The following is a 25,101-nucleotide window of genomic DNA, read 5'->3' as shown; positions in this document are numbered from 1 at the left end:
TAACCCCTGAGTGGTTAAGCTAGCATTTCCCAGGGAGTTACGTTTGTTAACTCCCGCTCATTTCACTTTCGTCTTCCAGCAGCCACAACGGGCTGGCACGCCGCAAATCACCATCCTCGGCCGCCAAAATTCGCTGGGGCATCCCCGCATCGGTCTCACAGTCGCCAAGAAAAATGTTAAGCGTGCGCATGAACGCAATCGGATTAAACGTCTGACGCGTGAAAGCTTCCGTTTACGTCAGCACGAACTGCCTTCAATGGATTTCGTGGTGGTGGCGAAGAAAGGGGTTGCCGACCTCGATAACCGTGCTCTCTCGGAAGCGTTGGAAAAATTATGGCGCCGCCACTGTCGCCTGGCTCACGGGTCCTGATAGCCCTCATTCGGGTCTATCAACGCCTGATTAGTCCGCTACTCGGGCCGCACTGCCGTTTCACACCAACATGCTCAAGCTACGGAATTGAGGCATTGCGCAGGTTTGGAGTGATAAAAGGCAGTTGGTTGACGGTGAAACGCGTATTAAAATGCCACCCTTTACACCCAGGTGGAGACGACCCCGTCCCCCCAGGACCCTTTGATACCAGAGAACACTAACGATGGATTCGCAACGCAATCTTCTTATCATCGCTTTGTTGTTCGTGTCTTTCATGATCTGGCAGGCGTGGGAGCAGGATAAAAATCCTCAACCACAACAGCAGGTCACGCAGACAACGACCACCGCAGCGGGTAGCGCCGCCGACCAGGGCGTACCGGCCAGTGGCCAGGGGAAACAGATTACGGTTAAGACCGATGTGCTTGAGCTGACTATCAACACCCGTGGTGGTGATGTTGAGCAGGCGCTGCTGTTAACCTACCCGAAAGAGCTGAAGTCTAACGAACCGTTCCAGTTACTGGAAACCACGCCTGAGTTTATCTACCAGGCGCAGAGCGGCCTGACCGGTCGTGATGGCCCGGATAACCCGGCTAACGGTGCGCGTCCACTGTATAACGTCGAGAATGACACCTTTGTGCTGGCTGATGGTCAGAACGAACTCGTGATCCCGATGACGTACACCGACGCCGCAGGCAACACCTTCACCAAAACCTTCACCCTGAAGCGCGGTGAATATGCGGTGAACGTGGGCTACAGCGTACAGAACGCCAGTGCGAAACCGCTGGAGCTGTCGACCTTTGGCCAACTGAAGCAGTCCATCAATCTGCCGTCACACCGTGACACCGGAAGCAGCAACTTTGCGCTGCATACCTTCCGTGGCGCGGCGTACTCCACGCCTGACGCGAAGTACGAGAAATACAAATTCGACACCATTGCCGATAACGAAAACCTGAACGTCAGCGCTAAAGGCGGTTGGGTGGCGATGCTGCAGCAGTATTTCGCGACGGCGTGGGTGCCAAATAACGACGGTACCAACAACTTCTATACCGCGAACCTGGGTAACGGTCTTGCCGCCATCGGCTACAAATCTCAGCCGGTTCTGGTACAGCCGGGTCAAACCGGTAAGCTGGCCAGCACCCTGTGGGTCGGCCCGGAAATTCAGGACAAAATGGCCGCTGTTGCGCCGCACCTGGATCTGACCGTGGATTACGGTTGGTTGTGGTTCATCTCTCAGCCGCTGTTTAAGCTGCTGAAGTTCATCCACAGCTTCCTGGGTAACTGGGGCTTCTCCATCATCGTTATCACCTTCATCGTTCGTGGCATCATGTACCCGCTGACCAAAGCGCAGTACACCTCCATGGCGAAGATGCGCATGCTGCAGCCGAAGATTCAGGCAATGCGTGAGCGTCTGGGCGATGACAAACAGCGTCAGAGCCAGGAGATGATGGCCCTGTATAAAGCAGAGAAAGTGAACCCACTGGGTGGTTGCTTCCCGCTGCTGATTCAGATGCCAATCTTCCTTGCGCTGTACTACATGCTGATGGGTTCCGTTGAGCTGCGCCACGCGCCGTTCGCACTGTGGATCCATGACCTGTCCGCACAGGACCCGTACTACATCCTGCCGATCCTGATGGGCGTGACGATGTTCTTCATCCAGAAGATGTCGCCGACCACCGTGACCGACCCGATGCAGCAGAAGATTATGACCTTTATGCCGGTCATCTTCACCGTGTTCTTCCTGTGGTTCCCGTCAGGTCTGGTGCTGTACTATATCGTCAGCAACCTGGTGACCATTATCCAGCAGCAGCTGATTTACCGTGGTCTGGAAAAACGTGGCCTGCATAGCCGCGAAAAGAAAAAGTCCTGATCCGATAAGTTAACGCTAAAATAAGGGCGGTCGATTGACCGCCTTTTTTATTTGTATTGAACGAGAGCAACCATGAGCCATAACGACACTATCGTCGCCCAGGCAACCCCACCGGGACGCGGTGGTGTAGGCATTCTGCGCATCTCCGGCCTGAAGGCGCGCGAGGTGGCCGAAGCGGTACTGGGTAAGCTGCCAAAGCCGCGCTACGCTGATTACCTGCCGTTTAAAGATACCGACGGCACGCCGCTGGACCAGGGCATTGCGCTGTGGTTCCCCGGCCCGAACTCCTTTACCGGTGAAGACGTGCTGGAGCTGCAGGGCCACGGCGGCCCGGTTATCCTCGACCTGCTGTTAAAACGGATCCTGACCCTGCCGGGCCTGCGCATTGCGAAGCCGGGCGAGTTCTCCGAACGTGCCTTCCTCAACGACAAGCTCGACCTGGCGCAGGCGGAGGCCATTGCTGACCTGATCGACGCCAGCTCCGAGCAGGCGGCCCGCTCCGCCCTGAACTCGCTGCAGGGGGCATTCTCCGCGCGTGTGAATCACCTTGTGGAAGCACTTACTCACCTGCGCATCTACGTGGAAGCGGCTATCGACTTCCCGGATGAGGAGATCGATTTTCTCTCTGACGGTAAAATTGAAGCCCAGCTCAACCAGGTGATGGCCGATCTCGACGCCGTTCGCGCCGAAGCGCGCCAGGGCAGCCTGCTGCGCGAAGGGATGAAGGTGGTGATTGCCGGACGCCCTAACGCCGGGAAATCAAGCCTGCTGAACGCCCTGGCGGGCCGTGAAGCGGCAATCGTGACCGACATTGCCGGTACCACTCGCGACGTGCTGCGCGAGCACATTCACATCGACGGCATGCCGCTGCACATCATCGATACCGCCGGTCTGCGCGATGCCAGCGACGAGGTTGAGCGCATCGGTATCGAACGCGCCTGGCAGGAGATCGAACAGGCCGACCGCGTGCTGTTTATGGTGGACGGCACCACGACCGACGCCGTTGACCCGGCGGAGATCTGGCCGGACTTTATCGCCCGTCTGCCGGCAAAACTGCCGATCACCGTGGTGCGTAACAAAGCGGACGTGACCGGCGAAACGCTCGGTATCAGCGATGTGAATGGTCACTCACTTATTCGCCTGTCGGCGCGGACCGGTGAAGGCGTGGACGACCTGCGTAACCATCTCAAGCAGAGCATGGGCTTTGACACCAGCATGGAAGGCGGCTTCCTCGCGCGTCGCCGTCACCTTCAGGCGCTGGAAGAGGCGGCGAACCATCTCGTTCAGGGTAAAGCGCAGCTGATCGGCGCGTGGGCGGGTGAACTGCTGGCGGAAGAGCTGCGTCTGGCGCAGCAGAATCTGAGCGAGATCACCGGGGAGTTTACGTCGGACGATCTGCTGGGACGGATCTTCTCGAGCTTCTGTATTGGTAAGTAATTCCCGCTAATCCATGGTGATTTCCTTCAGGGAAATCACCATTGTCCAAATGGCAACTCGCCTAATCCCTTTTCACCCCCTATCCTGCATGCCTGCATCTATGGGGGGTTTATGGCGCGTTTTCTGTTTTGTAGTTTCGCATTAGTTCTGCTTTATCCGTCCGGTATTGATATGTATCTGGTGGGATTACCGCATATCGCCCGCGATCTGGGCGCCAGCGAAGCGCAGCTGCATATTGCGTTTTCGGCCTACCTCGCGGGGATGGCGTCGTCGATGGTCTTTGCCGGGAAGATCGCGGATAAAGCAGGCCGTCAGCCTGTCGCTATCGCCGGAGCCATCGTTTTTGCCCTGGCGTCCCTTCTTTGCTCACAGGCGCAAAACAGCACCGTGTTTCTGACCGGGCGCTTTATCCAGGGCATCGGGGCGGGCGGTTGCTACGTGGTGGCGTTTGCCATTTTGCGCGACACCTTAAGCGCCCAGCGTCGCGCTAAGGTGCTCTCGATGCTGAACGGTATTACCTGCATCATCCCGGTGCTGGCCCCGGTCGTGGGATATCTGATCATGCTGAAATTCCCGTGGCAGAGCCTGTTCTGGACCATGGCGGCGATGGGCGCGCTGGTGTTTATCCTGTCGAGCGCTGTGCTGAAAGAGACCCACCCGGGCTCGCAGAATACCGACCATACCGCAACCATTCACCCGGCAGAGAAGCTTCTCAACCGCTTTTTCCTCAGCCGTCTGGCCGTGACCACGTTAAGCGTGGCGGTGATCCTAACCTATGTAAACGTTTCCCCGGTGTTGCTGATGGAGACCATGGGCTTCGATCGCGGTGAGTATTCCACGGTGATGGCATTGACCGCTCTGGTCAGTATGGCTGTGTCGTTCTCCACCCCGTTTGCGCTGAATATCTTCCGCCAGCGCACGCTGATGCTGACCTCACAGGTTTTATTCCTCGCCGCAGGCGCGATCCTGGCGACCACCAGCTCACATGCGGTGATGCTGGTGGGCATTACGCTCATTTGTGCCGGGTTCTCGGTTGGCTTTGGCGTGGCGATGAGCCAGGCGCTTGGTCCCTTCTCGCTGCGGGCAGGCGTGGCCAGCTCGGTGCTGGGGATCGCGCAGGTCTGCGGCTCGTCGCTGTGGATTTGGCTGGCGGCGGTCATCGGGCTTAACGCGCTGAATATGCTGATCGGGGTTCTGATTGGCTGTAGCATAGTCTGCATTACCTTACTTATGGTCATCCAGCCCGCGGCGCACTATGAAGAAGCCCATCAGCAGTCTCGATCTTAACCTGTTGCTGTGCCTGCAGCTTTTGCTGCAGGAGCGCAGCGTTACCAAAGCGGCGAAGCGGATGAACGTGACGCCGTCAGCGGTGAGCAAATCGCTGGCTAAGCTGCGCGACTGGTTCGATGATCCGCTGTTTGTCAAAACGCCGCTAGGGCTGCTGCCGACGCCGCTGACGGTGAGCCTGGAGCAGGATCTGGCTGACTGGATGCAAATCGGCAACCAGATCCTCGATAAATTCCACCATGACTCTCCGGGCGGGCTGACGTTCGTGCTGGCCGCGGAAACGCCGCTGATGCTGATCCGCTTCAATACCCTGCTGGAGCAGGTGAACCAGCGCTATCCGCAGGCGACGGTGAAAATGCGCCAGTGGGATTACGACTCGCTGGACGCGATTACGCGTGGCGAGGTGGATTTGGGCTTCACCGGGCGTGAAACGCATCCGCGATCCCGCGAGCTGCTTAAGCTGATGCCGTGGTTTATCGACTACGAAATCCTGTTCAGCGACCGCCCCTGCGTCTATCTGCGCGAGGATCATCCGGCGCTTCAGCAAGAGTGGAATCTGGAGACCTTCCTGCGCTATCCCCATATCAGCATCTTCTGGGAACGCAGCGATACCTGGGCGCTGGATGAGGTGCTAAAGGAGATGGGACGCGAGCGCACGATCGCCATGAGCCTGCCGGGCTTCGAACAGGCGATGTTTATGGCGGCGCAGCCCGGCCATCACTATATCGCCACCGCCCCGCACTACTGTCACCACTACAATGAACTCCACCAGCGGAAGCTGATCGCCCTTCCCATTCCGATTGATGAGGAGCAGGCGGAAAAATTGACCGTGCCCTTCACGCTGATCTGGCATAAGCGGAACAGCCATAATCCAAAAATCCTCTGGCTGCGGGAGACCATCAAGGCGCTGTACGGTGCGAGCGATCCAATTTTTGCCTAAGAAAATGTAAAGTTCGGTCCTAAGGCTTCTCTTACGCCCATTTACTGATTAAAACAGGAGGCAAGTTAAGCGATAATCATGTAACCGTTTAACCGATTACGACCATTATCAAGGAGCGAAAAATGGCTACGCACTTTGCAAGAGGGATACTGACAGAAGGACGTCTCGTATCGGCAAGAATTTCTTCAGCCTGTCACCGTGAAGCACTCACGCTTCCGGAGCACCGCAGGTCGCGGTTTTTAGCGTCCCGGGCGCTTCTCGCGGAACTGCTGTTTATGCTGTACGGCACCAGCGAGCTGCCGGATATCATTACCCAGCCAGAAGGCCGTCCGGTCTTTGCTGACCCGGATCTCCCTCGTTTTTCCATTGCCTACACGGGCAATATCATTGGCGTCGCGCTAACCACCGAGGGGGACTGTGGGCTCGATATGGAACTTCAGCGTGCGACGCGCAGCTTCCATGGCGCTAATGCGCATGAAGACTATCCGCTCTCCAGCAATGAGAAGCTGTGGGTACGCAACCAGAACGATCCTGTCGAAGCCAGAGCGCAGCTCATTACCTTGCGCCAGAGCATTCGTAAGCTCTGCGGATGCGCCTCTGACGACGCCAGCCTGCTGCAGCTGTTGCCAGGCTCCGGACGTCTGCGCGCCACCCAGGCCACGCTGGTAGAAGCGCTCTGCGACGCTGAGGATGTGCTCATTTGGTCCATCGCGGTGACCCCCGCCATCGAACGCATGAAAATCTGGGAATTTGACAGTCAACAGGGATGGCGTAGCCTTCCTGATGTGCCCGAGCGCGCCAACGAGCCCGCCGCACGTCTGATGCGATTAACCAGTTTACCGGCAGAAAAAGCATTCACCCTAAGCTGATCCAATCAGGGTCATCATGATGAAACAGGAGTAATCATGTCTGATACGTTGAAAGTCGTTACGTTACTGGGAAGCCTGCGCAAAGGTTCATTTAACGGGATGGTAGCCCGCACGCTGCCACAGCTGGCGCCTGCAGGTATGGAAATTAGCGCCCTGCCGTCTATCGGCGATATCCCGCTGTATGATGCTGATGTACAGCAGGAAGAAGGGTTCCCTCAGAGCGTTGAGGCGCTGGCCGAACAGATCCGCCAGGCTGACGGCGTGGTTATCGTCACGCCAGAGTACAACTACTCTGTACCCGGTGGCCTGAAGAATGCCATCGACTGGCTGTCCCGTTTACCTGAGCAGCCGCTGTCAGGCAAACCGGTGCTGATCCAGACCAGCTCCATGGGCGCGATTGGCGGCGCGCGCTGCCAGTATCACCTGCGTCAGATCCTGGTCTTCCTCGATGCGATGGTGATGAACAAGCCGGAATTTATGGGCGGAGTGATTCAGAACAAGGTCGACCCGCAAACGGGTGAGGTGGTGGATCAGAGCACGCGCGACCATCTCTCTGGCCAGCTGACGGCGTTCGGGGATTATATTAAGCGGGTTAAAGCCTGATAAAAAAGCCCGGTGGCGCTAACGCTTACCGGGCCTACACTCGTCAGTAGGTCAGGTAAGCGAAGCGCCACCTGACACCACAAACCGCACCTTAGTGCGCGTCAATAAACACAATCTTCAGCACAAACAGCAGCGCCACAACAATCACGCATGGGCTGAGGTCGCGGAAGCGGCCAGTACCGATCTTCATTACGCAGTAAGAGATAAAGCCCAGCGCGATACCTTCGGTAATCGAGAAGCTGAACGGCATCATCACGGCGGTAATAAACGCCGGCACCGCTTCGGTTAAATCATCCCACTTCACGCGAGACAGGCTGGAGGTCATCAGCACCCCCACGTAGATCAGCGCACCCGCCGCCGCGTACGGAGGCACCATGCCCGCCAGTGGCGAGAGGAAGATCACCAGCAGGAACAGAATACCCACCACAACCGCCGTCAGGCCGGTACGGCCACCCACAGAAACCCCGGAAGAGGATTCAATGTAAGCGGTAACAGACGAGGTTCCGATAAATGAGCCGGTCACAGAGGAGATACTGTCCACAAACAGCGCCTGCTTCATGCGCGGGAATTTGCCTTTCTCATCTGCCAGACCCGCTTTGTCGGTCACGCCAATCAGCGTACCGGAAGAGTCGAACAGGTTCACCAGCATGAAGGAGAAAATCACGCCCGCCAGGCCCAGGTTCAGGGAACCCGCCAGATCAACATGACCAACAACGGTAGAGACGCTCGGTGGCGCGGAAACGATGCCGTTATAGTGAACGTCGCCCAACATCCAGCCCAGCAGCGTGGTCACCACGATGGACACCAGCACCGCCGCATGAATATTACGGGAAGCCAGGATCGCGATGATAAAGAAGCCCAGCACGCCCAGCAGCACGTTATGAGAGGTCAGGTGACCGATGCTCACCAGCGTATCCGGGTTCGCCACGATAACACCGGCGTTTTTCAGCCCCATCATCCCGATAAACAGACCGATACCGCTGGTAATGCCCACGCGCAGGCTCACGGGGATGTTCGCAATCATCCAGTAACGCACGCGGAAAATGGTCAGCAGCAGCAGGCCAACCGCGCCCCAGAAGATGGCGCCCATACCCACCTGCCACGGCAGACCCATCGCCTGAACCACCACGAAGGCAAAGAACGCATTCAGGCCCATCGCCGGTGCCAGCGCGACCGGCAGGTTAGCGAACACGCCCATCAGAATGCTGCCAAGGGCCGCGATCAGACAGGTTGTTACGAAGACGGCGCTGGTATCCATGCCAGCAACGCCCAGAATTTGAGGGTTAACAAAAACGATATAGACCATCGTCAGGAAGGTGGTGAAACCGGCGATCACTTCGGTGCGTGCCGTCGTGCCGTGCTCGCGCAGTTTAAACACGCGCTCAAGCAGACCCTGACCAGATGTCTGGGTAGTGTGTTGTTGACTCATCATCAATTTCCGAACAAGGAGGGAAAATTCGTCGCTATCCTATACCAAAATGCGACAATAGTGGCGGTTACGTGATACTTTTTTCATTGAATTTGCTTATACGGCAACGATTGCGTTCCGGTGAACTGCCGTACGTAAACGTTAAACTGGTTAAAAGGGAAAGGCATGTCCGGAATTGAAGCGGTATTTTTCGACTGCGACGGTACGCTGGTCGACAGTGAGGTCATTTGTTCCCGCGCGTATGTGGCCATGTTCCAGGAATTTGGCATTACGCTGGAACTCGAAGAGGTGTTTAAACGCTTTAAGGGCGTGAAGCTCTACGAGATCATCGACATCATTAACGAAGAACACGGCGTCGTTCTGGAGAAAGCGGCTCTGGAACCGGTGTACCGCGCCGAGGTTGCACGCCTGTTCGATTCGGAGCTGGAGGTGATTCCGGGCGCAAACGCGCTGCTGGATGCCATGACGGTGCCGATCTGCGTGGTCTCCAACGGTCCGGTCAGCAAAATGCAGCACTCGCTGGGCAAGCTTGAGATGTTGCACCACTTCCCGGAAAAACTGTTCAGCGGCTACGATATCCAGCGCTGGAAGCCGGACCCGGCACTGATGTTCCATGCGGCAAAGGCGATGAACGTTAACGTAGAGAACTGCATTCTGGTGGATGACTCGTCTGCGGGCGCGCAGTCGGGGATTGATGCGGGAATGGAGGTGTTTTACTTCTGCGCCGACCCGCACAACAAGCCGATCGATCATCCCAAAGTCACGACCTTCACCGATCTGGCGCAGCTACCCGCGCTGTGGAAGGCCCGCGGGTGGGATATTACGCGTTAAGCAGACCCTCCCGGCAGGGAGGGCGACAGGTTTATCTGAAGAGCTTTTGAACAAACTCAGCATAGGCCGGACGCCAGACATCCATTTCGTGATTCAGACCGGGGTACATTTTATAGTCGAATTTGATGCCCTGCTTTTCCAGCTCCGCTTTCAGACCGGCGATATCTTTGCCGGTCACCGAATCGCGCTCTCCCACGACGACGGTGAAGTTATGCAGCTGACGGTTAATGGCCTCCGGCTGCTTAAAGCGTGCGGCCACGCCGTCGTCAGGCACGGTTGTTGTGGTAACGCCGCTGAACGTCCCCAGCCAGCCGAAGCTCTCCAGATGGTTCATACCGGTTACGAGCGCCTGATAGCCGCCCTGTGACAACCCCGCCAGCGCCCGGCCGTCAGCATCTTTACGCACGTTGAAGCGTGTATCCACCAGCGGAATAATCTCGCTCATCAGTTCACGGTCTGCGGCTTTCGCATTAAGCGGGTAGAAGGATTTCCGGCGTTCTGCCGGGGGGAAATTCTCGGGAATGGCCTCAGCGCTCTCCGTCTCGGTGTCGGGAACGACCACCAGCATCGGTTTTATTTTCCCCTCGGCCATCAGGTTATCCATCATTTGCGGCAGGCGGCCCTGATCGATTGCCGAGAGCCCGGTATCCCCAAAGCCATGGTAGAAGTAGAGCACCGGTAGAGGTTCCCCTCTGCCGTTGTAGCCAGGGGGAGTCCATACATAAACGCGGCGCTCTGACTTGAGTGACGGCGAGTGCCAGGTCAGGGTGGTGAGATCGCCATGCGGTACGGCACGATCGTCGAGAATGCTGCCCGGAACCAGAATCAGGCTGGTGTTCACCTGCCGCTGAGGTTTTTGATAACGGCTTCCCGTGTCGACTGAACGGAAACCATCGATGTCGAAATAATATTCGTAGAGATTCGGGGCCATCGGCTCACTTTTCCATGTCCAGACGCCATTTTTCTCTTTCGTCATATCATGGGAAACCTGGGTTTCAGGCATTGACCCCGTCACCACGGAGACTCGCGTTGCGCCGGGCGCAAACAGGCGAAACGTAATGCTTTTATCCGCATTGACCTGCGTCACATAGCGGCTGACCGGGGTAGCCGGGTCGGGTGTCGCTGGCAACGGTGCGGCAATCACGTTTGTTCCAGCACCGATCCCGATGCTGATAGCCATCGCCAGGCACGCTAATGAATTTTTCATATCCCATCCTTTGCTGTTTTTTTCGTCTCACGTTAGCGCGTTTCGAACGTCAGGCAACGGATGAAGGGGAGAATTGTGATTACTATAGAAATAATAACGCCGGTAAGTACCGGCGTTATTATAAGATGACAGGATTACTCTTTCGGATCTTTACCCGCCAGCAGCTTGTCCAGTTCGTCGCCGCCCACGTGACGGAAGTCCTGACCCTTCACGAAGTAGAAAATGTATTCGCAAATGTTCTGGCAGCGGTCGCCAATACGCTCGATGGAGCGCGCGCAGAACAGGGCCGTCAGTACGCTTGGGATCGTACGGGAATCTTCCATCATGTAGGTCATCAGCTGACGCACGATGCCTTCATACTCCTGATCGACCTTCTTGTCTTCGCGGTAGATACGCACCGCTTCGTCCAGATCCATACGCGCAAAGGCATCCAGCACGTCGTGCAGCATCTGCACGGTATGGCGGCCCAGCGACTCCAGGCTGACCAGCAGCGGCTGATGCTGCTGAGAGAACTTCTCCAGCGCGGTGCGGCAGATTTTATCGGCGACGTCACCGATACGTTCCAGCTCGGCGATGGTTTTGATGATCGCCATCACCAGACGCAGGTCGCTCGCCGTCGGCTGACGCTTCGCGATAATGCGCACGCAAGCCTCGTCGATGGCGACTTCCATCATGTTGACGTTTTTGTCGCCTTCGATCACGCGCTTCGCCAGCTCGCTGTCCTGGTTGTGCATCGCCGTAATCGCATCAGAAAGCTGCTGCTCGACCATGCCGCCCATGGTCATCACCTGGGTGCGAATGCTTTCCAGCTCTGCGTTGAACTGGCCGGAAATGTGTTTATTAAGATTGAGGTTGTCCATGGTTTCTCCACATGCACTAAGGCAAATCAACCGTAGCGGCCAGTAATATAATCTTCGGTTTGTTTCTTCGCGGGCTTAGTGAACAGATCGTCCGTGTTACTGAACTCAATCAATTCACCCAGGTACATAAACGCCGTGTGATCGGAGCAACGTGCAGCCTGCTGCATGTTGTGGGTCACGATAACCACGGTGTAATCCTGCTTCAGCTCGGTGATCAGTTCTTCAATACGACCGGTTGAAATCGGGTCCAGCGCTGAACACGGCTCATCCAGCAGCAACACTTCCGGGCGAATCGCAATACCGCGCGCAATGCACAGACGCTGCTGCTGACCACCGGAGAGAGAGTACCCGCTCTGGTGCAACTTATCTTTGGTTTCGTTCCATAATGCGGCCTTGGTCAAAGCCCACTGCACGCGCTCATCCATATCGGCACGGGAGAGCTTTTCAAACAGACGCACACCAAACGCAATGTTGTCATAAATAGACATCGGGAACGGAGTGGGTTTCTGGAACACCATCCCCACTTTCGCACGCAGCAGGGCAATATCCTGAGCCTGGGTCAGAATGTTTTCACCATCGAGGATGATTTCCCCTTCAGCGCGCTGCTCCGGATAGAGCGAATACATTTTGTTAAAGGTACGCAGCAGCGTGGATTTCCCACAGCCGGACGGACCGATAAATGCCGTGACCTGGTTCTTTGCGATATCCAGGTTGATGTTCTTCAGGGCATGGAATTTGCCGTAGTAGAAGTTCAAATCACGAACCTGAATCTTACCCGGGGCAGTATCAACCATACTCATTGACTCATTTCCTCATTCGGCGCCGCGATCTGCCGCGCCGTAAAAAATTAACCGTGTTTCTTCTTCGCGAAAATGACGCGCGCCAGAATGTTCAGCAACAGTACGCAAAGGGTAATGATCAGCACCCCGGCCCAGGCCAGTTGCTGCCATTCCGCGAAGGGGCTCATCGCAAATTTAAAGATCGTCACCGGCAGGTTGGCGATCGGCTGCATCATGTCCGTGCTCCAGAACTGGTTGGAGAGGGACGTAAACAGCAGCGGTGCCGTTTCACCCGCGATACGCGCCACCGCCAGCAGGATACCGGTCATGATCCCGGAGACCGACGCCTTCAGCGTAATCGCAGAGATCATCTTCCATTTCGGCGTACCCAGCGCGTAAGCGGCTTCACGCAGGCTGTCCGGCACCAGTTTCAGCATGTTCTCGGTGGTTCGAATCACAATCGGCACCTGCAGCAGTGCCAGCGCAATGACGCCCGCCCAGCCGGAGAAGTGTTCCATCTGCGCCACCACCACGGTGTAAACGAACAGACCCACGACGATAGACGGGGCTGACAACAAAATGTCGTTAATGAAGCGAATCACTTCCGCCAGCCAGGATTTACGGCCGTATTCTGCCAGGTAGATCCCCGCCATGATGCCCAGCGGCGTGCCGAAGACCGTCGCCCAGAGGATCAGCAGTCCGCTGCCCGCCAGGGCATTCGCCAGGCCACCACCCGCCGTGTTCGGCGGCGGCGTCATTTCGGTGAACAGCGACAGTGACATTCCGTCAATCCCGCGAACGACCGTCGAGAAGAGGATCCAGACCAGCCAGAACAGGCCGAATGCCATCGTCGCCATAGAGAGCGTCAGGGCAATGCGGTTTTTCATGCGGCGTCTGGCCTGCATTTTGCGGCGGGATTCCGCCAGTTCAGCAGTTGCTTGCATTTCGAGAGTGGCCATTAGCGTGCTCCCTCATTTTTAGCGAGACGCATAATCATCAGCTTAGAAATCGCCAGAACAATGAAGGTAATAACGAACAGAATCAGACCCAGCTCCATCAGCGCCGCGACGTGCAGACCCGATTCCGCTTCCGCAAATTCATTCGCCAGCGCAGAGGTAATACTGTTACCCGGCATATAGAGCGACGCGCTGTCGAGCTGGTAGGTGTTACCGATGATAAAGGTGACCGCCATGGTTTCACCCAGCGCACGACCTAAGCCCAGCATCACGCCCCCGATCACCCCATTTTTGGTGAACGGAAGGACGATGCGCCAGATCACTTCCCAGGTGGTGCAGCCGATACCGTAGGCCGACTCTTTCATCATCACCGGCGTTTGTTCGAAGACATCGCGCATAACCGCCGCAATGTACGGAATAATCATGATGGCGAGGATCACGCCAGCCGCCAGAATGCCGATACCGAAAGCCGGGCCAGAGAACAGGGCCCCCACAAACGGAATGGCAGAGAGGACGTTACCCACCGGTTCCTGGAAGTACGTGGCGAACAGTGGCGCAAAGATGAACAGGCCCCACATGCCGTAGACGATACTCGGAATAGCTGCCAGCAGTTCGATGGCGATCCCCAGCGGACGACGCAGCCAGCCCGGCGCCAGCTCCGTCAGGAACAGGGCAATACCAAAGCTTACCGGAACCGCAATCAGCAGGGCGATGAACGAGGTCACCAGCGTGCCGTAAATTGGCACCAGGGCACCGTAGATGTCGTTCGGCGCGTCCCACTCTTTGGTCCACAGGAAGGAGAAACCGAATTTCTGGATGCTCGGCCAGGAGGAGAAAATCAGAGACACGATAATGCCGCCCAGCAGCAATAGCACAATCAGCGCAGCCAGTTTGACCAGCGCGCTGAAAATCATGTCACCTTTTTTACCCGGAGGGTTAAATGCAGGCTTGGTTGCAGCCATAAATTACTCTTCTGTTAAACGCGTTTACGAAATCGCCGGGTGGCGCTTGCGCTTACCCGGCCTACAGTCGGAACCGTAGGGCGGGTAAGCGCAAGCGCCACCCGCCATTTTCGTCAGAATGCTAAATTAATACAATGCTTTACCGCTGCTGTCTTTTACGTTGGTTTTCCATGCAGCGCGAATCTGCTCAACCACGTTGTCCGGCAGGGTGGCGTAATCCAGAGCGTTAGCCTGTTTGCCGCCGTTTTTGTATGCCCAGTCGAAGAACTTCAGCACTTCAGCGCCCTGCTCAGGTTTCTTCTGCTCTTTGTGCACCAGGATGAAGGTGGTAGAGGTGATTGGCCATGCACCTTCGCCCTTCTGGTTAGTCAGATCCTGCGCGAAGGATTTGCTCCAGTCAGCGCCTTTGGCGGCGTTAGCAAAGTTCTCTTCGGTCGGGCTAACCGGTTTGCCGTCGGCAGAAACCAGTTTGGTGTAGGACAGGTTGTTCTGCTTCGCGTACGCATACTCTACGTAGCCGATGGAGCCAGGCAGACGCTGTACGAACGCGGCGATACCGTCGTTACCTTTACCGCCCAGACCGGTAGGCCAGTTAACGGTAGAGCCGGAGCCGACTTTAGATTTCCACTCTTCGTTCACTTTCGCCAGGTAGCTGGTGAACACGAAAGAGGTACCGGAACCATCCGCGCGGCGAACCACGGCGATGTTCTGAGAAGGCAGCTTCAGGCCTGGGTTGAGCTTAGCGATCGCTTCGTCATCCCATTTTTTGATGTTGCCCAGGTAGATGTCACCCAGCGTTTTGCCGTCCAGCACCAGCTCGCCCGACTTCACGCCCGGCAGGTTGATGGCCAGAACCACGCCACCGATCACGGTAGGGAACTGGAACAGGCCTTCCTGAGCCAGTTTGTCATCAGACAGCGGAGCGTCAGACGCGCCGAAATCAACCGTGTTCGCGGTAATTTGTTTCACGCCACCGGAGGAGCCGATACCCTGATAGTTAACCTTGTTACCGGTTTCTTTCTGGTAGGTATCCGCCCATTTGGCATACACCGGCGCAGGGAAGGTTGCACCAGCGCCAGTCAGGCTTGCTTCTGCAAATACAGAGAACGCGCTCAGAGATAAGGTCGCGGCGACAACAGTTGCGACAGTGGTACGCATAACTTTCATAATGTCTCCTGCAAGATTTTCGTAAATCGTTGTTTAGTGGCTACGATGAGCAAAATAGGACAAACAGGTGACAGATAAATGTACGAATTATGACAGTTTTATGACAATGAAAATTTAACTTAAAATTAAACAAAACAAAGCTTAATTTTCATCGAGTTAGCCACTTTTATGACAGGTTGTTTTCAGAAATATTTTCTTTATGTGACACTGAAAAAAGTAGCTGAAGATGACAAATTGTCATTATTAAAAATGAGAAAGGATTGATGAAAAACAAACCAGGCAGGATAAAAAAGCTCCACCCGAAGGTGGAGCCTGAAGGGTTTATTCTACAGTGACCGATTTCGCCAGGTTACGCGGCTGGTCGACGTCGGTGCCTTTGATCAGCGCCACGTGGTAAGCCAGCAGCTGCAGCGGAACGGTGTAGAAGATCGGTGCAATCACCTCTTCCACATGCGGCATCTCGATGATGTGCATGTTGTCGCTGCTGGCGAAACCGGCATCTTTGTCGGCGAAGACGTACAGGACACCACCGCGGGCGCGCACTTCTTCGATGTTAGATTTCAGTTTTTCCAGCAGTTCGTTGTTGGGTGCCACAACGATGACCGGCATATCGGCGTCAATCAGCGCCAGCGGGCCGTGTTTCAGTTCGCCTGCCGCATACGCTTCAGCGTGAATATAGGAGATCTCTTTCAGCTTCAGCGCGCCTTCCAGCGCAATCGGATACTGATCGCCACGACCCAGGAACAGGGCGTGATGCTTGTCAGAGAAATCTTCCGCCAGCACTTCAATGCGTTTGTCCTGAGACAGCATCTGCTCAATACGGCTCGGCAGCGCCTGCAGACCATGAACGATGTCATGCTCAACGGAAGCATCTTCGCCTTTCAGACGCGCCAGCTTCGCCACCAGCATCAGCAGAACGGTCAGCTGAGTGGTAAACGCTTTAGTGGAGGCCACGCCGATTTCGGTACCCGCTTTGGTCATCAGCGCCAGATCGGATTCACGCACCAGGGAAGAGCCCGGGACGTTACAGATGGCCAGAGAGCCCAGGTAACCCAGCTCTTTAGACAGTCGCAGCGCAGCCAGGGTATCCGCCGTTTCACCAGACTGGGAAAGGGTGATCATCAGGCTGTTACGACGCACCGCAGATTTGCGATAGCGGAATTCAGACGCAATTTCCACATCACACGGCACGCCCGCCAGGGATTCAAACCAGTAGCGAGAGACCATACCGGAGTTGTAGGAGGTGCCGCAGGCCACGATCTGAATATGCTCAACCTTGCTGAGCAGTTCGTTCGCGTTTGCGCCCAGCTCGCTCAGATCCACTTCACCGTGGCTAATGCGCCCGGTCAGGGTGTTTTTGATGGCGTTTGGCTGCTCGTAAATCTCTTTCTGCATGTAGTGACGGTATGCGCCTTTGTCGCCCGCGTCGTACTGAAGGTTAGACTCGATCTCCTGGCGCTTCACCTGCTCGCCTTTGGTATCGAACACGGTCACGCTGCGGCGAGTCACTTCGGCGATATCCCCCTCTTCCAGGAAGATAAAGCGGCGGGTGACCGGCAGGAGCGCCAGCTGGTCAGAGGCGATAAAGTTTTCCCCCATGCCCAGACCGATAACCATCGGGCTACCGGAACGCGCGGCCAGCAGCGTGGACGGATCGCGGGAATCCATGATCACCGTACCGTACGCACCGCGCAGCTGAGGGATAGCACGCAGCACCGCATCACGCAGTGTACCGCCCTGCTCAAGCTCCCAGTGCACCAGGTGAGCAATCACTTCGGTGTCGGTTTCAGAGACGAAGGTGTAGCCGCGCGCTTTCAGTGCTTCGCGCAGCGGTTCGTGGTTTTCGATAATGCCGTTGTGCACTACCACGATGTGTTCAGACACATGCGGGTGCGCGTTGCCTTCAGACGGTTCGCCGTGCGTCGCCCAGCGGGTATGCGCAATACCGGTTCCCCCGTGCAGCGGATGTTCTTCCGCGGCCTGGGCCAGCATCTGCACTTTACCGAGACGACGCAGACGGGTCATATGACCTTCTGCATCGACGACAGCCAGACCGGCAGAGTCGTAACCACGGTATTCCAGACGACGTAAACCTTCGAGAAGGATTTCAGCAATATCACGCTGCGCAACTGCGCCAACAATTCCACACATAATTTATATTCCGAATTTAGGCATTATGCCTGCGTTGTCGCTGACCTGTATTTGCCCTTTCCGGGCGCCCCGAGCCTTGTAGAGAGTGGGGTTATTTTTATGGGTACTGCTTGTGGGGGGAGATATATATTTATCTCCTCTCCCGGGTTTGCCTGATGACGGCTACGCCTTATCAGGCCTACTCAATCGTAGGGCGGGTAAGCGTAGCGCCACCCGCCTTGTTGTTACTTTTTCTTCACCGGGCGTTTCCAGCCCTGCTTGCTGACCTGCGGAACGCGGCTTAATACCAGCTCGTTCTCGGCCACATCGCGCGTTACGGTTGTTCCAGCGGCAATAGTCACCCCGTTACCCACGGTAACAGGCGCCACCAACTGCGTATCGGAGCCAACGAACACGTCATCACCAATGATCGTTTTAAACTTATTAGCGCCGTCATAGTTACAGGTAATCGTCCCTGCACCAATATTCACGTTATTGCCAATTTCCGCGTCGCCCAGATAGGTCAGATGACCTGCTTTAGAGCCTTTACCCAGACGCGCTTTTTTCATCTCCACGAAGTTACCCACGTGAGCGCCTTCCAGCAGCTCAGCACCCGGGCGCAGGCGCGCAAACGGGCCGATAGTACAGGCCACGTCCAGACGGGCATCTTCCACCACGCTGTACGGGCTGATTTCGCAGTCGTCACCGATGATGCTGTTTTTGATCACGCAGCCGGCGCCAATTTTGACGCGGTTGCCCAGCGTCACGTTACCCTCGAGGGTGACGTTAGTATCAATCTCAACGTCACGCCCGTGAGATAATGAGCCACGCAGATCGAAACGCGCCGGATCGCGCAGCATCACGCCTGCCAGCAGCAGTTTTTCAGCCTGTTCGGACTGATAAACACGCTCAAGGCGGGAAAGTTGAAGACGGTTATTCACCCCTTCGGTTTCGCTGATGCGCGCCGGATGGACTGCCGCAATCTCGCGCCCTTCGTGGTACGCCATCGCAATAATGTCGGTGATGTAGTATTCACCCTGCGCATTGTTGTTGTTGAGCTTCGACAGCCAGCGCTTCATATCCGCGCCATTGGCAATCAGGATACCGGTGTTGATCTCCTGAATCTGACGCTGCGCCTCACTGGCATCTTTATGCTCAACAATACCCGTAACGTTGCCGTTTTCACGGGTGATACGACCATAACCGGTTGGATCGTCCAGCACGACGGTTAATAAACCGATGCCGCCCTGCGGTTTGGCTTCACGCAGGCGAGTCAGTGTTTCAACAGAGATCAGCGGGACATCGCCGTAGAGCATCAAAATGTCTTCGTCATCCGCAAAGAAGGGCGCAGCCTGCTGCATGGCATGGCCTGTACCCAACTGTTCAGCCTGAAGCACCCAGTTGAGCTTGTCGTCGTTCAGCGTCTTTTTAAGCAGATCGCCGCCGTGGCCGTAGACCAGGTGAACCTGATTAGCACCCAGTTCATTCGCTGCATCAATGACATGCTGCACCATTGGCTTTCCTGCAAGCGTGTGAAGCACTTTAGGCAGGTCGGAATACATGCGGGTCCCTTTGCCTGCGGCAAGGATCACCACGCTCATCGCACTGTTTGACATACGCATCCTGACGGTAGTTTGAGTGAGAAGTAAAAACGTTTGATGCTTAAAATTCTACATCTTTTTCAGCATGAATTAAGGCCGAAAAAAAAAAGCCAGCCTGGTATCCAGACTGGCTTTTGTGCTTTTCAAGCCGGTGTTACATCGCTTTTTTGGTCAACTCGATAACGCGCAGTTTCGCGATCGCTTTGGCCAGCTCCGCAGACGCCTGAGCGTAATCCACGTCACCATGAGAGCTGTTAATGTGCTCTTCAGCCTTACGCTTCGACTCCAGGGCTCGCGCTTCGTCGAGATCCTGGCCACGAATAGCGGTATCGGCCAGAACGGTCACACTGCCAGGCTGCACTTCAAGAATGCCGCCGGACAGATAGATAAACTCTTCGTGACCGAACTGTTTAACGATGCGGATCATACCAGGCTTAATGGCGGTGAGCAGCGGTGCGTGCCCCGGGAAAATACCCAGTTCACCTTCACTACCCGTTACCTGGATTTTTTCGACCAGACCAGAGAACATTTGTTGCTCTGCGCTGACGACGTCCAGGTGGTAAGTCATTGCCATATCACCCTCCGATTAAGGCGTTAAAGTTTTTTGGCTTTTTCCACAGCTTCTTCGATGGAACCAACCATGTAGAACGCCTGCTCTGGCAGGTGATCGTATTCGCCTTCCATGATGCCTTTAAAGCCACGGATGGTGTCTTTCAGGGAAACGTATTTACCTGGAGAACCGGTGAATACTTCCGCAACGAAGAACGGCTGGGACAGGAAGCGCTGGATCTTACGCGCACGTGCTACCACCAGTTTGTCTTCTTCAGACAGTTCATCCATACCCAGGATGGCGATGATGTCTTTCAGTTCCTGATAACGCTGCAGCAGGGACTGTACGCCACGCGCGGTGTCGTAGTGTTCCTGACCAACAACCAGTGGATCCAGCTGACGGCTGGTGGAGTCCAGCGGGTCAACGGCCGGGTAGATACCCAGAGACGCGATCTGACGGCTCAGTACCACGGTTGCATCTAAGTGCGCAAAGGTGGTGGCTGGTGATGGGTCAGTCAAGTCATCCGCAGGTACGTATACCGCCTGAACGGAGGTGATAGAACCGGTTTTGGTAGAGGTGATACGTTCCTGAAGAACACCCATCTCTTCCGCCAGCGTAGGCTGATAACCTACCGCTGAAGGCATACGACCCAGCAGTGCAGATACTTCAGTACCGGCCAGGGTGTAACGATAGATGTTATCAACGAACAGCAGAACGTCACGGCCTTCGTCACGGAACTTCTCAGCCATCGTCAGGCCGGTCAGCGCAACGCGCAGACGGTTTCCAGGTGGCTCGTTCATCTGGCCGTAAACCAGGGATACTTTGTCCAGAACGTTGGAGTCGGTCATTTCGTGGTAGAAGTCGTTACCCTCACGAGTACGTTCACCTACGCCCGCAAACACAGAGTAACCGGAGTGCTCGATCGCGATGTTACGGATCAGCTCCATCATGTTTACGGTTTTACCTACACCCGCACCACCGAACAGACCAACTTTACCGCCCTTCGCGAACGGACACATCAGGTCGATAACTTTGATACCGGTTTCCAGCAGTTCCTGAGAGCTGGACAGCTCTTCGTAGGAAGGTGCCGCGCGGTGGATAGCCCAACGCTCTTCTTCACCGATGTCGCCTTTCATGTCGATTGGCTGACCCAATACGTTCATGATACGACCCAGTGTTGCTTTACCTACCGGGACTTCGATCGGGTGCTCAAGGTCTTTTACTTCCAGACCACGACGCAGACCGTCGGAAGAACCCATCGCGATGGTACGCACGATACCGCCGCCGAGCTGCTGCTGAACTTCCAGCACCAGGCTCTCGTTACCATTCTGTACCTCAAGCGCGTCGTACACGCGTGGTACGGCGTCCTGAGGGAACTCGACGTCCACCACGGCGCCGATTACCTGGACAATCTTTCCAGTAGCCATCTTGAATCCTCTACGTAATTCGTAAACCTGGTTAAACCGCGGCGGCCCCCGAGACGATCTCGGTGAGTTCCTGAGTAATGCTGGCCTGACGAGCTTTGTTGTAAACCAACTGCAGCTCTTTAATCAGGCTGCCGCCATTATCGGTCGCGGCTTTCATCGCCACCATTCGTGCGGCCTGCTCGCTGGCCAGGTTTTCTACAACGCCCTGATAAACCTGAGATTCAACGTAACGACGCAGCAGGGTATCCAGCAGCGGTTTCGGATCGGGTTCATACAGGTAATCCCAGGTTTTTTGCTTCAGCTCGCCATCTTCTGATGCCGGTAACGGCAGCATCTGAGTGAGCGTTGGAACCTGAGACATGGTGTTAATGAATTTGTTGCTGACAACGTACAGTCTGTCCAGACGGCCTTCATCATAAGCCTGCAACATCACTTTAACCGGGCCGATCAGTTCGGACAGGGACGGGTTATCACCCATACCGGTCACCTGAGCGACAATGTTGCCACCAACGGAATTAAAGAAAGAGACGCCTTTAGAGCCGATCATTGCGATATCGCACTGAACGCCTTTTTCAGACCATGCTTTCATATCCGCCAGCAGTTTTTTGAACAGGTTAATGTTCAAGCCGCCACACAGACCACGGTCGGTCGACACCACCAGGTAGCCCACGCGCTTAACGTCGCGTTCTTCCAGGTAAGGGTGCTTATATTCCAGATTACCGTTTGCAAGGTGACCAATCACTTTGCGCATGGTTTCTGCATAAGGACGGCTGGCCGCCATGCGATCCTGCGATTTACGCATTTTGGAAGCGGCGACCATCTCCATCGCTTTAGTGATCTTTTGCGTGTTCTGGACGCTTGCGATCTTACTACGTATCTCTTTTGCGCCGGCCATGAGCTTCTCCTCAATGCCAGGCGGCTTGTCCTGAGACAAGCCGCCGGACGATTACCAGGATTGGGTTGCTTTGAAGGAATCGAGGATAGCTTTCAGCTTGCCTTCGATTTCGTCGTTATAGCCACCGGTCTGGTTGATCTCTTGCATCAGCGGAGCGTGATCACGGTCGACGTAAGCCAGCAGAGCGGCTTCGAAGCTACCGATTTTCGCCAGTTCCACATCTTCGAGGTAACCGCGTTCAGCCGCGAACAGAACCAGGCCCTGCTGAGCAACAGACATTGGTGCGTACTGTTTCTGCTTCAGCAGCTCGGTCACTTTCTGACCGTGGCTCAGCTGTTTACGGGTTGCTTCGTCCAGATCGGATGCGAACTGAGAGAACGCAGCCAGTTCACGATACTGTGCCAGCGCGGTACGGATACCACCGGACAGTTTCTTGATGATCTTGGTCTGAGCAGCACCACCAACACGGGATACGGAGATACCCGGGTTAACTGCCGGACGAATACCGGAGTTAAACAGGTTGGTTTCCAGGAAGATCTGACCATCGGTAATGGAGATTACGTTGGTCGGAACGAACGCAGAAACGTCACCCGCCTGGGTTTCAATGATCGGCAGAGCGGTCAGAGAGCCCGTTTTACCCTTCACTTCACCTTTGGTGAAGTTCTCGACGTATTCCGCGTTAACGCGGGAAGCACGCTCCAGCAGACGAGAGTGGAGGTAGAATACGTCGCCAGGGAACGCTTCACGTCCAGGTGGACGACGGAGCAGCAGGGAAACCTGACGATAAGCAACAGCCTGTTTAGACAGGTCATCGTATACGATCAGCGCATCTTCACCGCGGTCACGGAAGTATTCGCCCATTGCGCAACCGGCGTATGGCGCCAGGTATTGCAGTGCAGCAGATTCAGACGCGGTCGCCACCACAACGATGGTGTTAGACAGTGCGCCGTGCTCTTCCAGTTTACGAACCACGTTGGAAATGGTGGACGCTTTCTGGCCGATGGCCACGTACACACATTTGATGCCGGAGTCACGCTGGTTGATGATGGCGTCGATAGCCATCGCGGTTTTACCGGTCTGACGGTCACCGATGATCAGTTCACGCTGACCACGACCGATTGGGATCATGGCATCAACGGACTTATAACCTGTCTGAACAGGCTGATCTACGGACTGACGGTCGATAACGCCCGGTGCGATAACTTCGATTGGGGAGAAGCCATCGTGCTCAACCGGACCTTTACCGTCGATTGGCGCACCCAGGGTGTTAACAACGCGACCCAGCAGGCCACGGCCAACCGGCACTTCCAGAATACGGCCAGTACACTTAACCTTCATGCCTTCGGCGAGGTCAGCGTATGGACCCATCACAACTGCACCAACGGAGTCGCGCTCCAGGTTCAGTGCGATAGCGTAACGGTTACCCGGCAGGGAAATCATCTCACCCTGCATACAATCGGCCAGGCCGTGGATGCGGATAACACCGTCACTTACAGAAACAATAGTACCTTCGTTGTGAGCTTCACTCACAACATTGAACTGAGCAATGCGCTGCTTGATCAGTTCGCTGATTTCGGTGGAATTCAGTTGCATGCTCCAGTCCCCTTAAGACTGCAAGACGTCTGCAAGGCGCTCAAGACGGCCGCGTACGCTGCCATCAATGACCATATCACCCGAGCGGATGATTACGCCTGCCATTACAGACTTATCGATTTTGCAATTCAGCTTAACTTTGCGTGACAGACGTTTTTCCATCGCGGCGGTAATTTTCGCAAGCTGTTCGTCACTCAGTTCAGTCGCAGAAGTCACTTCGACTTCAGCGGTAGCTTCACTAAGGGCACGTAAGTGCTCAAACTGCTCGAGAACATCCGGGAGCACACGGAGACGACCATTCTCTGCCATCACCTTAATCAGGTTCTGGCCGTTGGCATCCAGTTGCTCTCCGCACACGGCGATAAACGACGCGGCGAGGGTTTCAGGTGCTAACGCACCGGAAAGCAACTCGGCCATTTGTTCGTTTTTCGTCACCTCAGCGGCAAACGCCAGCATATTCTGCCAGCGATCGACATTTTGGTGTTCGATAGCAAAGTCAAAAGCTGCTTTGGCGTAGGGGCGAGCTACCGTAACAAATTCAGACATCAGCCCCTCCCTCCTTACAGTTCAGCGACAAGTTTGTCCACGATGTCGCTGTTAGCAGCTTCATCCACGGAACGTTCGATGATCTTCTCGGCGCCAGCAACAGCCAGAATCGCAACCTGCTTACGCAGTTCTTCACGAGCACGTTTACGCTCAGCTTCAATTTCAGCCTGAGCCTGTGTCACGATCTTAGTACGTTCCTGTTCTGCTTCAGCTTTGGCTTCGTCCAGGATCTGCGAACGGCGTTTGTTAGCCTGTTCGATGATAACCTGAGCTTCCGCTTTCGCTTTTTTCAGCTGGTCTGTCGCGTTGGCCTGTGCAAGGTCCAAATCTTTCTTAGCGCGTTCTGCAGAAGCCAGACCGTCAGCAATTTCTTTCTGACGTTTTTCGATGGCAGCCATTAAAGGCGGCCATACATACTTCATGCAGAACCAGACAAAGAGAATAAACGCGATGGCCTGGCCGAGGATTGTTGCGTTCATGTTCACAGCACAATACCTCTTTAATATCTGTGGCTTAGGGTTTTAAAACTACTACTACGCGACAGCAAACATCACGTACAGACCCAGACCTACAGCGATCATTGGGATAGCATCCACCAGACCCATAACGATAAAGAACTGAGTACGCAGCAGAGGAATCAGATCAGGTTGACGCGCAGCGCCTTCCAGGAATTTGCCCCCGAGGATGCCGATACCGATCGCAGCACCGATAGCCGCCAGACCCATCATCACAGCGGCAGCCATGTACAGCAGATCCATATTCAGGTTTTCCATGACAGTCTCCAGTTTGTTTCAA

General features: G+C 55.5%; 25 protein-coding genes. 9 read left to right on the top strand and 16 right to left on the bottom strand.

Annotated features, from left to right (window positions below; all coding sequences use genetic code 11):
• Positions 1-10 precede the first annotated feature (10 nt).
• The 8 genes from rnpA to BFG58_RS10805 all read left to right on the top strand — a co-directional run bounded on the left by rnpA (position 11) and on the right by BFG58_RS10805 (position 7,373).
• Positions 11-370, top strand: a complete 360-nt coding sequence (rnpA, locus tag BFG58_RS10835; protein WP_024907873.1) for a ribonuclease P protein component — start codon at positions 11-13, stop codon at positions 368-370.
• The gene (yidD, locus tag BFG58_RS23155; RefSeq protein ID WP_001307474.1) at positions 334-591 is read left to right on the top strand and encodes a membrane protein insertion efficiency factor YidD; all 258 of its coding nucleotides are present in this window, start codon (positions 334-336) and stop codon (positions 589-591) included. The genes rnpA and yidD overlap by 37 nt, the downstream gene beginning before the upstream one ends.
• A 2-nt stretch (positions 592-593) precedes the next feature.
• Positions 594-2,237 (top strand): membrane protein insertase YidC, encoded by a 1,644-nt coding sequence (gene yidC, locus BFG58_RS10830; RefSeq protein ID WP_023617679.1) that lies wholly within the window; start codon positions 594-596, stop codon positions 2,235-2,237.
• Between the two features lie 72 nt (positions 2,238-2,309).
• On the top strand, positions 2,310-3,674 hold the full coding sequence (gene mnmE, locus BFG58_RS10825) for a tRNA uridine-5-carboxymethylaminomethyl(34) synthesis GTPase MnmE (RefSeq protein ID WP_021242672.1): 1,365 nt from the start codon (positions 2,310-2,312) through the stop codon (positions 3,672-3,674).
• Between the two features lie 111 nt (positions 3,675-3,785).
• On the top strand, positions 3,786-4,961 hold the full coding sequence (locus tag BFG58_RS10820) for an MFS transporter (protein ID WP_069719802.1): 1,176 nt from the start codon (positions 3,786-3,788) through the stop codon (positions 4,959-4,961).
• Positions 4,930-5,901 (top strand): HTH-type transcriptional regulator YidZ, encoded by a 972-nt coding sequence (yidZ, locus tag BFG58_RS10815; RefSeq protein ID WP_045909359.1) that lies wholly within the window; start codon positions 4,930-4,932, stop codon positions 5,899-5,901. The genes BFG58_RS10820 and yidZ overlap by 32 nt, the downstream gene beginning before the upstream one ends.
• A gap of 122 nt (positions 5,902-6,023) precedes the next feature.
• On the top strand, positions 6,024-6,770 hold the full coding sequence (locus tag BFG58_RS10810) for a 4'-phosphopantetheinyl transferase superfamily protein (protein WP_045909358.1): 747 nt from the start codon (positions 6,024-6,026) through the stop codon (positions 6,768-6,770).
• Between the two features lie 36 nt (positions 6,771-6,806).
• Positions 6,807-7,373 carry an NADPH-dependent FMN reductase gene (locus BFG58_RS10805; protein ID WP_014833835.1) on the top strand — a complete coding sequence of 189 codons (567 nt, stop codon included), beginning with the start codon at positions 6,807-6,809 and terminating at the stop codon, positions 7,371-7,373.
• A 91-nt stretch (positions 7,374-7,464) separates the two neighbouring features.
• Here the strand turns inward: BFG58_RS10805 and adeP are convergent, their stop codons facing one another.
• The gene (gene adeP, locus BFG58_RS10800) at positions 7,465-8,802 is read right to left on the bottom strand and encodes an adenine permease AdeP (RefSeq protein WP_021242668.1); all 1,338 of its coding nucleotides are present in this window, start codon (positions 8,800-8,802) and stop codon (positions 7,465-7,467) included.
• A 165-nt stretch (positions 8,803-8,967) separates the two neighbouring features.
• Here adeP and yieH point away from each other — a divergent pair, with 165 nt between their 5' ends.
• Positions 8,968-9,633 carry a 6-phosphogluconate phosphatase gene (gene yieH / locus BFG58_RS10795; protein WP_032648584.1) on the top strand — a complete coding sequence of 222 codons (666 nt, stop codon included), beginning with the start codon at positions 8,968-8,970 and terminating at the stop codon, positions 9,631-9,633.
• A 31-nt stretch (positions 9,634-9,664) separates the two neighbouring features.
• Here yieH and BFG58_RS10790 read toward each other — a convergent pair whose 3' ends face one another.
• The 15 genes from BFG58_RS10790 to atpE form a co-directional block, all read right to left on the bottom strand.
• Positions 9,665-10,840: an esterase gene (locus tag BFG58_RS10790; RefSeq protein WP_069719801.1), complete on the bottom strand. Its 1,176-nt coding sequence runs from the start codon at positions 10,838-10,840 to the stop codon at positions 9,665-9,667.
• Between the two features lie 134 nt (positions 10,841-10,974).
• The gene (phoU, locus tag BFG58_RS10785) at positions 10,975-11,700 is read right to left on the bottom strand and encodes a phosphate signaling complex protein PhoU (RefSeq protein WP_008500182.1); all 726 of its coding nucleotides are present in this window, start codon (positions 11,698-11,700) and stop codon (positions 10,975-10,977) included.
• A gap of 26 nt (positions 11,701-11,726) precedes the next feature.
• The gene (gene pstB, locus BFG58_RS10780) at positions 11,727-12,500 is read right to left on the bottom strand and encodes a phosphate ABC transporter ATP-binding protein PstB (RefSeq protein ID WP_008500183.1); all 774 of its coding nucleotides are present in this window, start codon (positions 12,498-12,500) and stop codon (positions 11,727-11,729) included.
• Positions 12,501-12,547: 47 nt separating this feature from the next.
• Entirely contained in the window at positions 12,548-13,438 is an 891-nt protein-coding gene (pstA, locus tag BFG58_RS10775) for a phosphate ABC transporter permease PstA (RefSeq protein WP_024907882.1), read from the bottom strand.
• On the bottom strand, positions 13,438-14,397 hold the full coding sequence (gene pstC / locus BFG58_RS10770) for a phosphate ABC transporter permease PstC (protein ID WP_023309793.1): 960 nt from the start codon (positions 14,395-14,397) through the stop codon (positions 13,438-13,440). Before pstC ends, pstA begins: the two co-directional genes overlap by 1 nt.
• A 126-nt stretch (positions 14,398-14,523) precedes the next feature.
• Positions 14,524-15,564 (bottom strand): phosphate ABC transporter substrate-binding protein PstS, encoded by a 1,041-nt coding sequence (gene pstS, locus BFG58_RS10765; protein ID WP_032675678.1) that lies wholly within the window; start codon positions 15,562-15,564, stop codon positions 14,524-14,526.
• 321 nt (positions 15,565-15,885) lie between these two features.
• On the bottom strand, positions 15,886-17,715 hold the full coding sequence (gene glmS, locus BFG58_RS10760) for a glutamine--fructose-6-phosphate transaminase (isomerizing) (RefSeq protein WP_021242665.1): 1,830 nt from the start codon (positions 17,713-17,715) through the stop codon (positions 15,886-15,888).
• A 224-nt stretch (positions 17,716-17,939) separates the two neighbouring features.
• Entirely contained in the window at positions 17,940-19,310 is a 1,371-nt protein-coding gene (gene glmU / locus BFG58_RS10755; RefSeq protein WP_069719800.1) for a bifunctional UDP-N-acetylglucosamine diphosphorylase/glucosamine-1-phosphate N-acetyltransferase GlmU, read from the bottom strand.
• A 139-nt stretch (positions 19,311-19,449) separates the two neighbouring features.
• Positions 19,450-19,869 carry a F0F1 ATP synthase subunit epsilon gene (locus BFG58_RS10750; RefSeq protein ID WP_003862360.1) on the bottom strand — a complete coding sequence of 140 codons (420 nt, stop codon included), beginning with the start codon at positions 19,867-19,869 and terminating at the stop codon, positions 19,450-19,452.
• Positions 19,870-19,889: 20 nt separating this feature from the next.
• Positions 19,890-21,272, bottom strand: a complete 1,383-nt coding sequence (atpD, locus tag BFG58_RS10745) for a F0F1 ATP synthase subunit beta (RefSeq protein ID WP_003862362.1) — start codon at positions 21,270-21,272, stop codon at positions 19,890-19,892.
• A gap of 31 nt (positions 21,273-21,303) precedes the next feature.
• Entirely contained in the window at positions 21,304-22,167 is an 864-nt protein-coding gene (gene atpG / locus BFG58_RS10740) for a F0F1 ATP synthase subunit gamma (RefSeq protein WP_024907886.1), read from the bottom strand.
• A gap of 51 nt (positions 22,168-22,218) precedes the next feature.
• Positions 22,219-23,760 carry a F0F1 ATP synthase subunit alpha gene (atpA, locus tag BFG58_RS10735; RefSeq protein WP_003862367.1) on the bottom strand — a complete coding sequence of 514 codons (1,542 nt, stop codon included), beginning with the start codon at positions 23,758-23,760 and terminating at the stop codon, positions 22,219-22,221.
• A 12-nt stretch (positions 23,761-23,772) separates the two neighbouring features.
• Positions 23,773-24,306, bottom strand: a complete 534-nt coding sequence (atpH, locus tag BFG58_RS10730; protein ID WP_008500192.1) for a F0F1 ATP synthase subunit delta — start codon at positions 24,304-24,306, stop codon at positions 23,773-23,775.
• A 14-nt stretch (positions 24,307-24,320) separates the two neighbouring features.
• Positions 24,321-24,791 carry a F0F1 ATP synthase subunit B gene (gene atpF, locus BFG58_RS10725; RefSeq protein WP_003862370.1) on the bottom strand — a complete coding sequence of 157 codons (471 nt, stop codon included), beginning with the start codon at positions 24,789-24,791 and terminating at the stop codon, positions 24,321-24,323.
• A gap of 48 nt (positions 24,792-24,839) precedes the next feature.
• Entirely contained in the window at positions 24,840-25,079 is a 240-nt protein-coding gene (gene atpE / locus BFG58_RS10720) for a F0F1 ATP synthase subunit C (protein WP_000429386.1), read from the bottom strand.
• Positions 25,080-25,101 lie beyond the last annotated feature (22 nt).

Origin of the sequence: Enterobacter sp. ku-bf2 (genome assembly GCF_001742765.1) — a bacterium.
Classification (GTDB): domain Bacteria; phylum Pseudomonadota; class Gammaproteobacteria; order Enterobacterales; family Enterobacteriaceae; genus Enterobacter; species Enterobacter quasiroggenkampii.
This window is presented reverse-complemented; position numbering and strand designations above follow the sequence as displayed.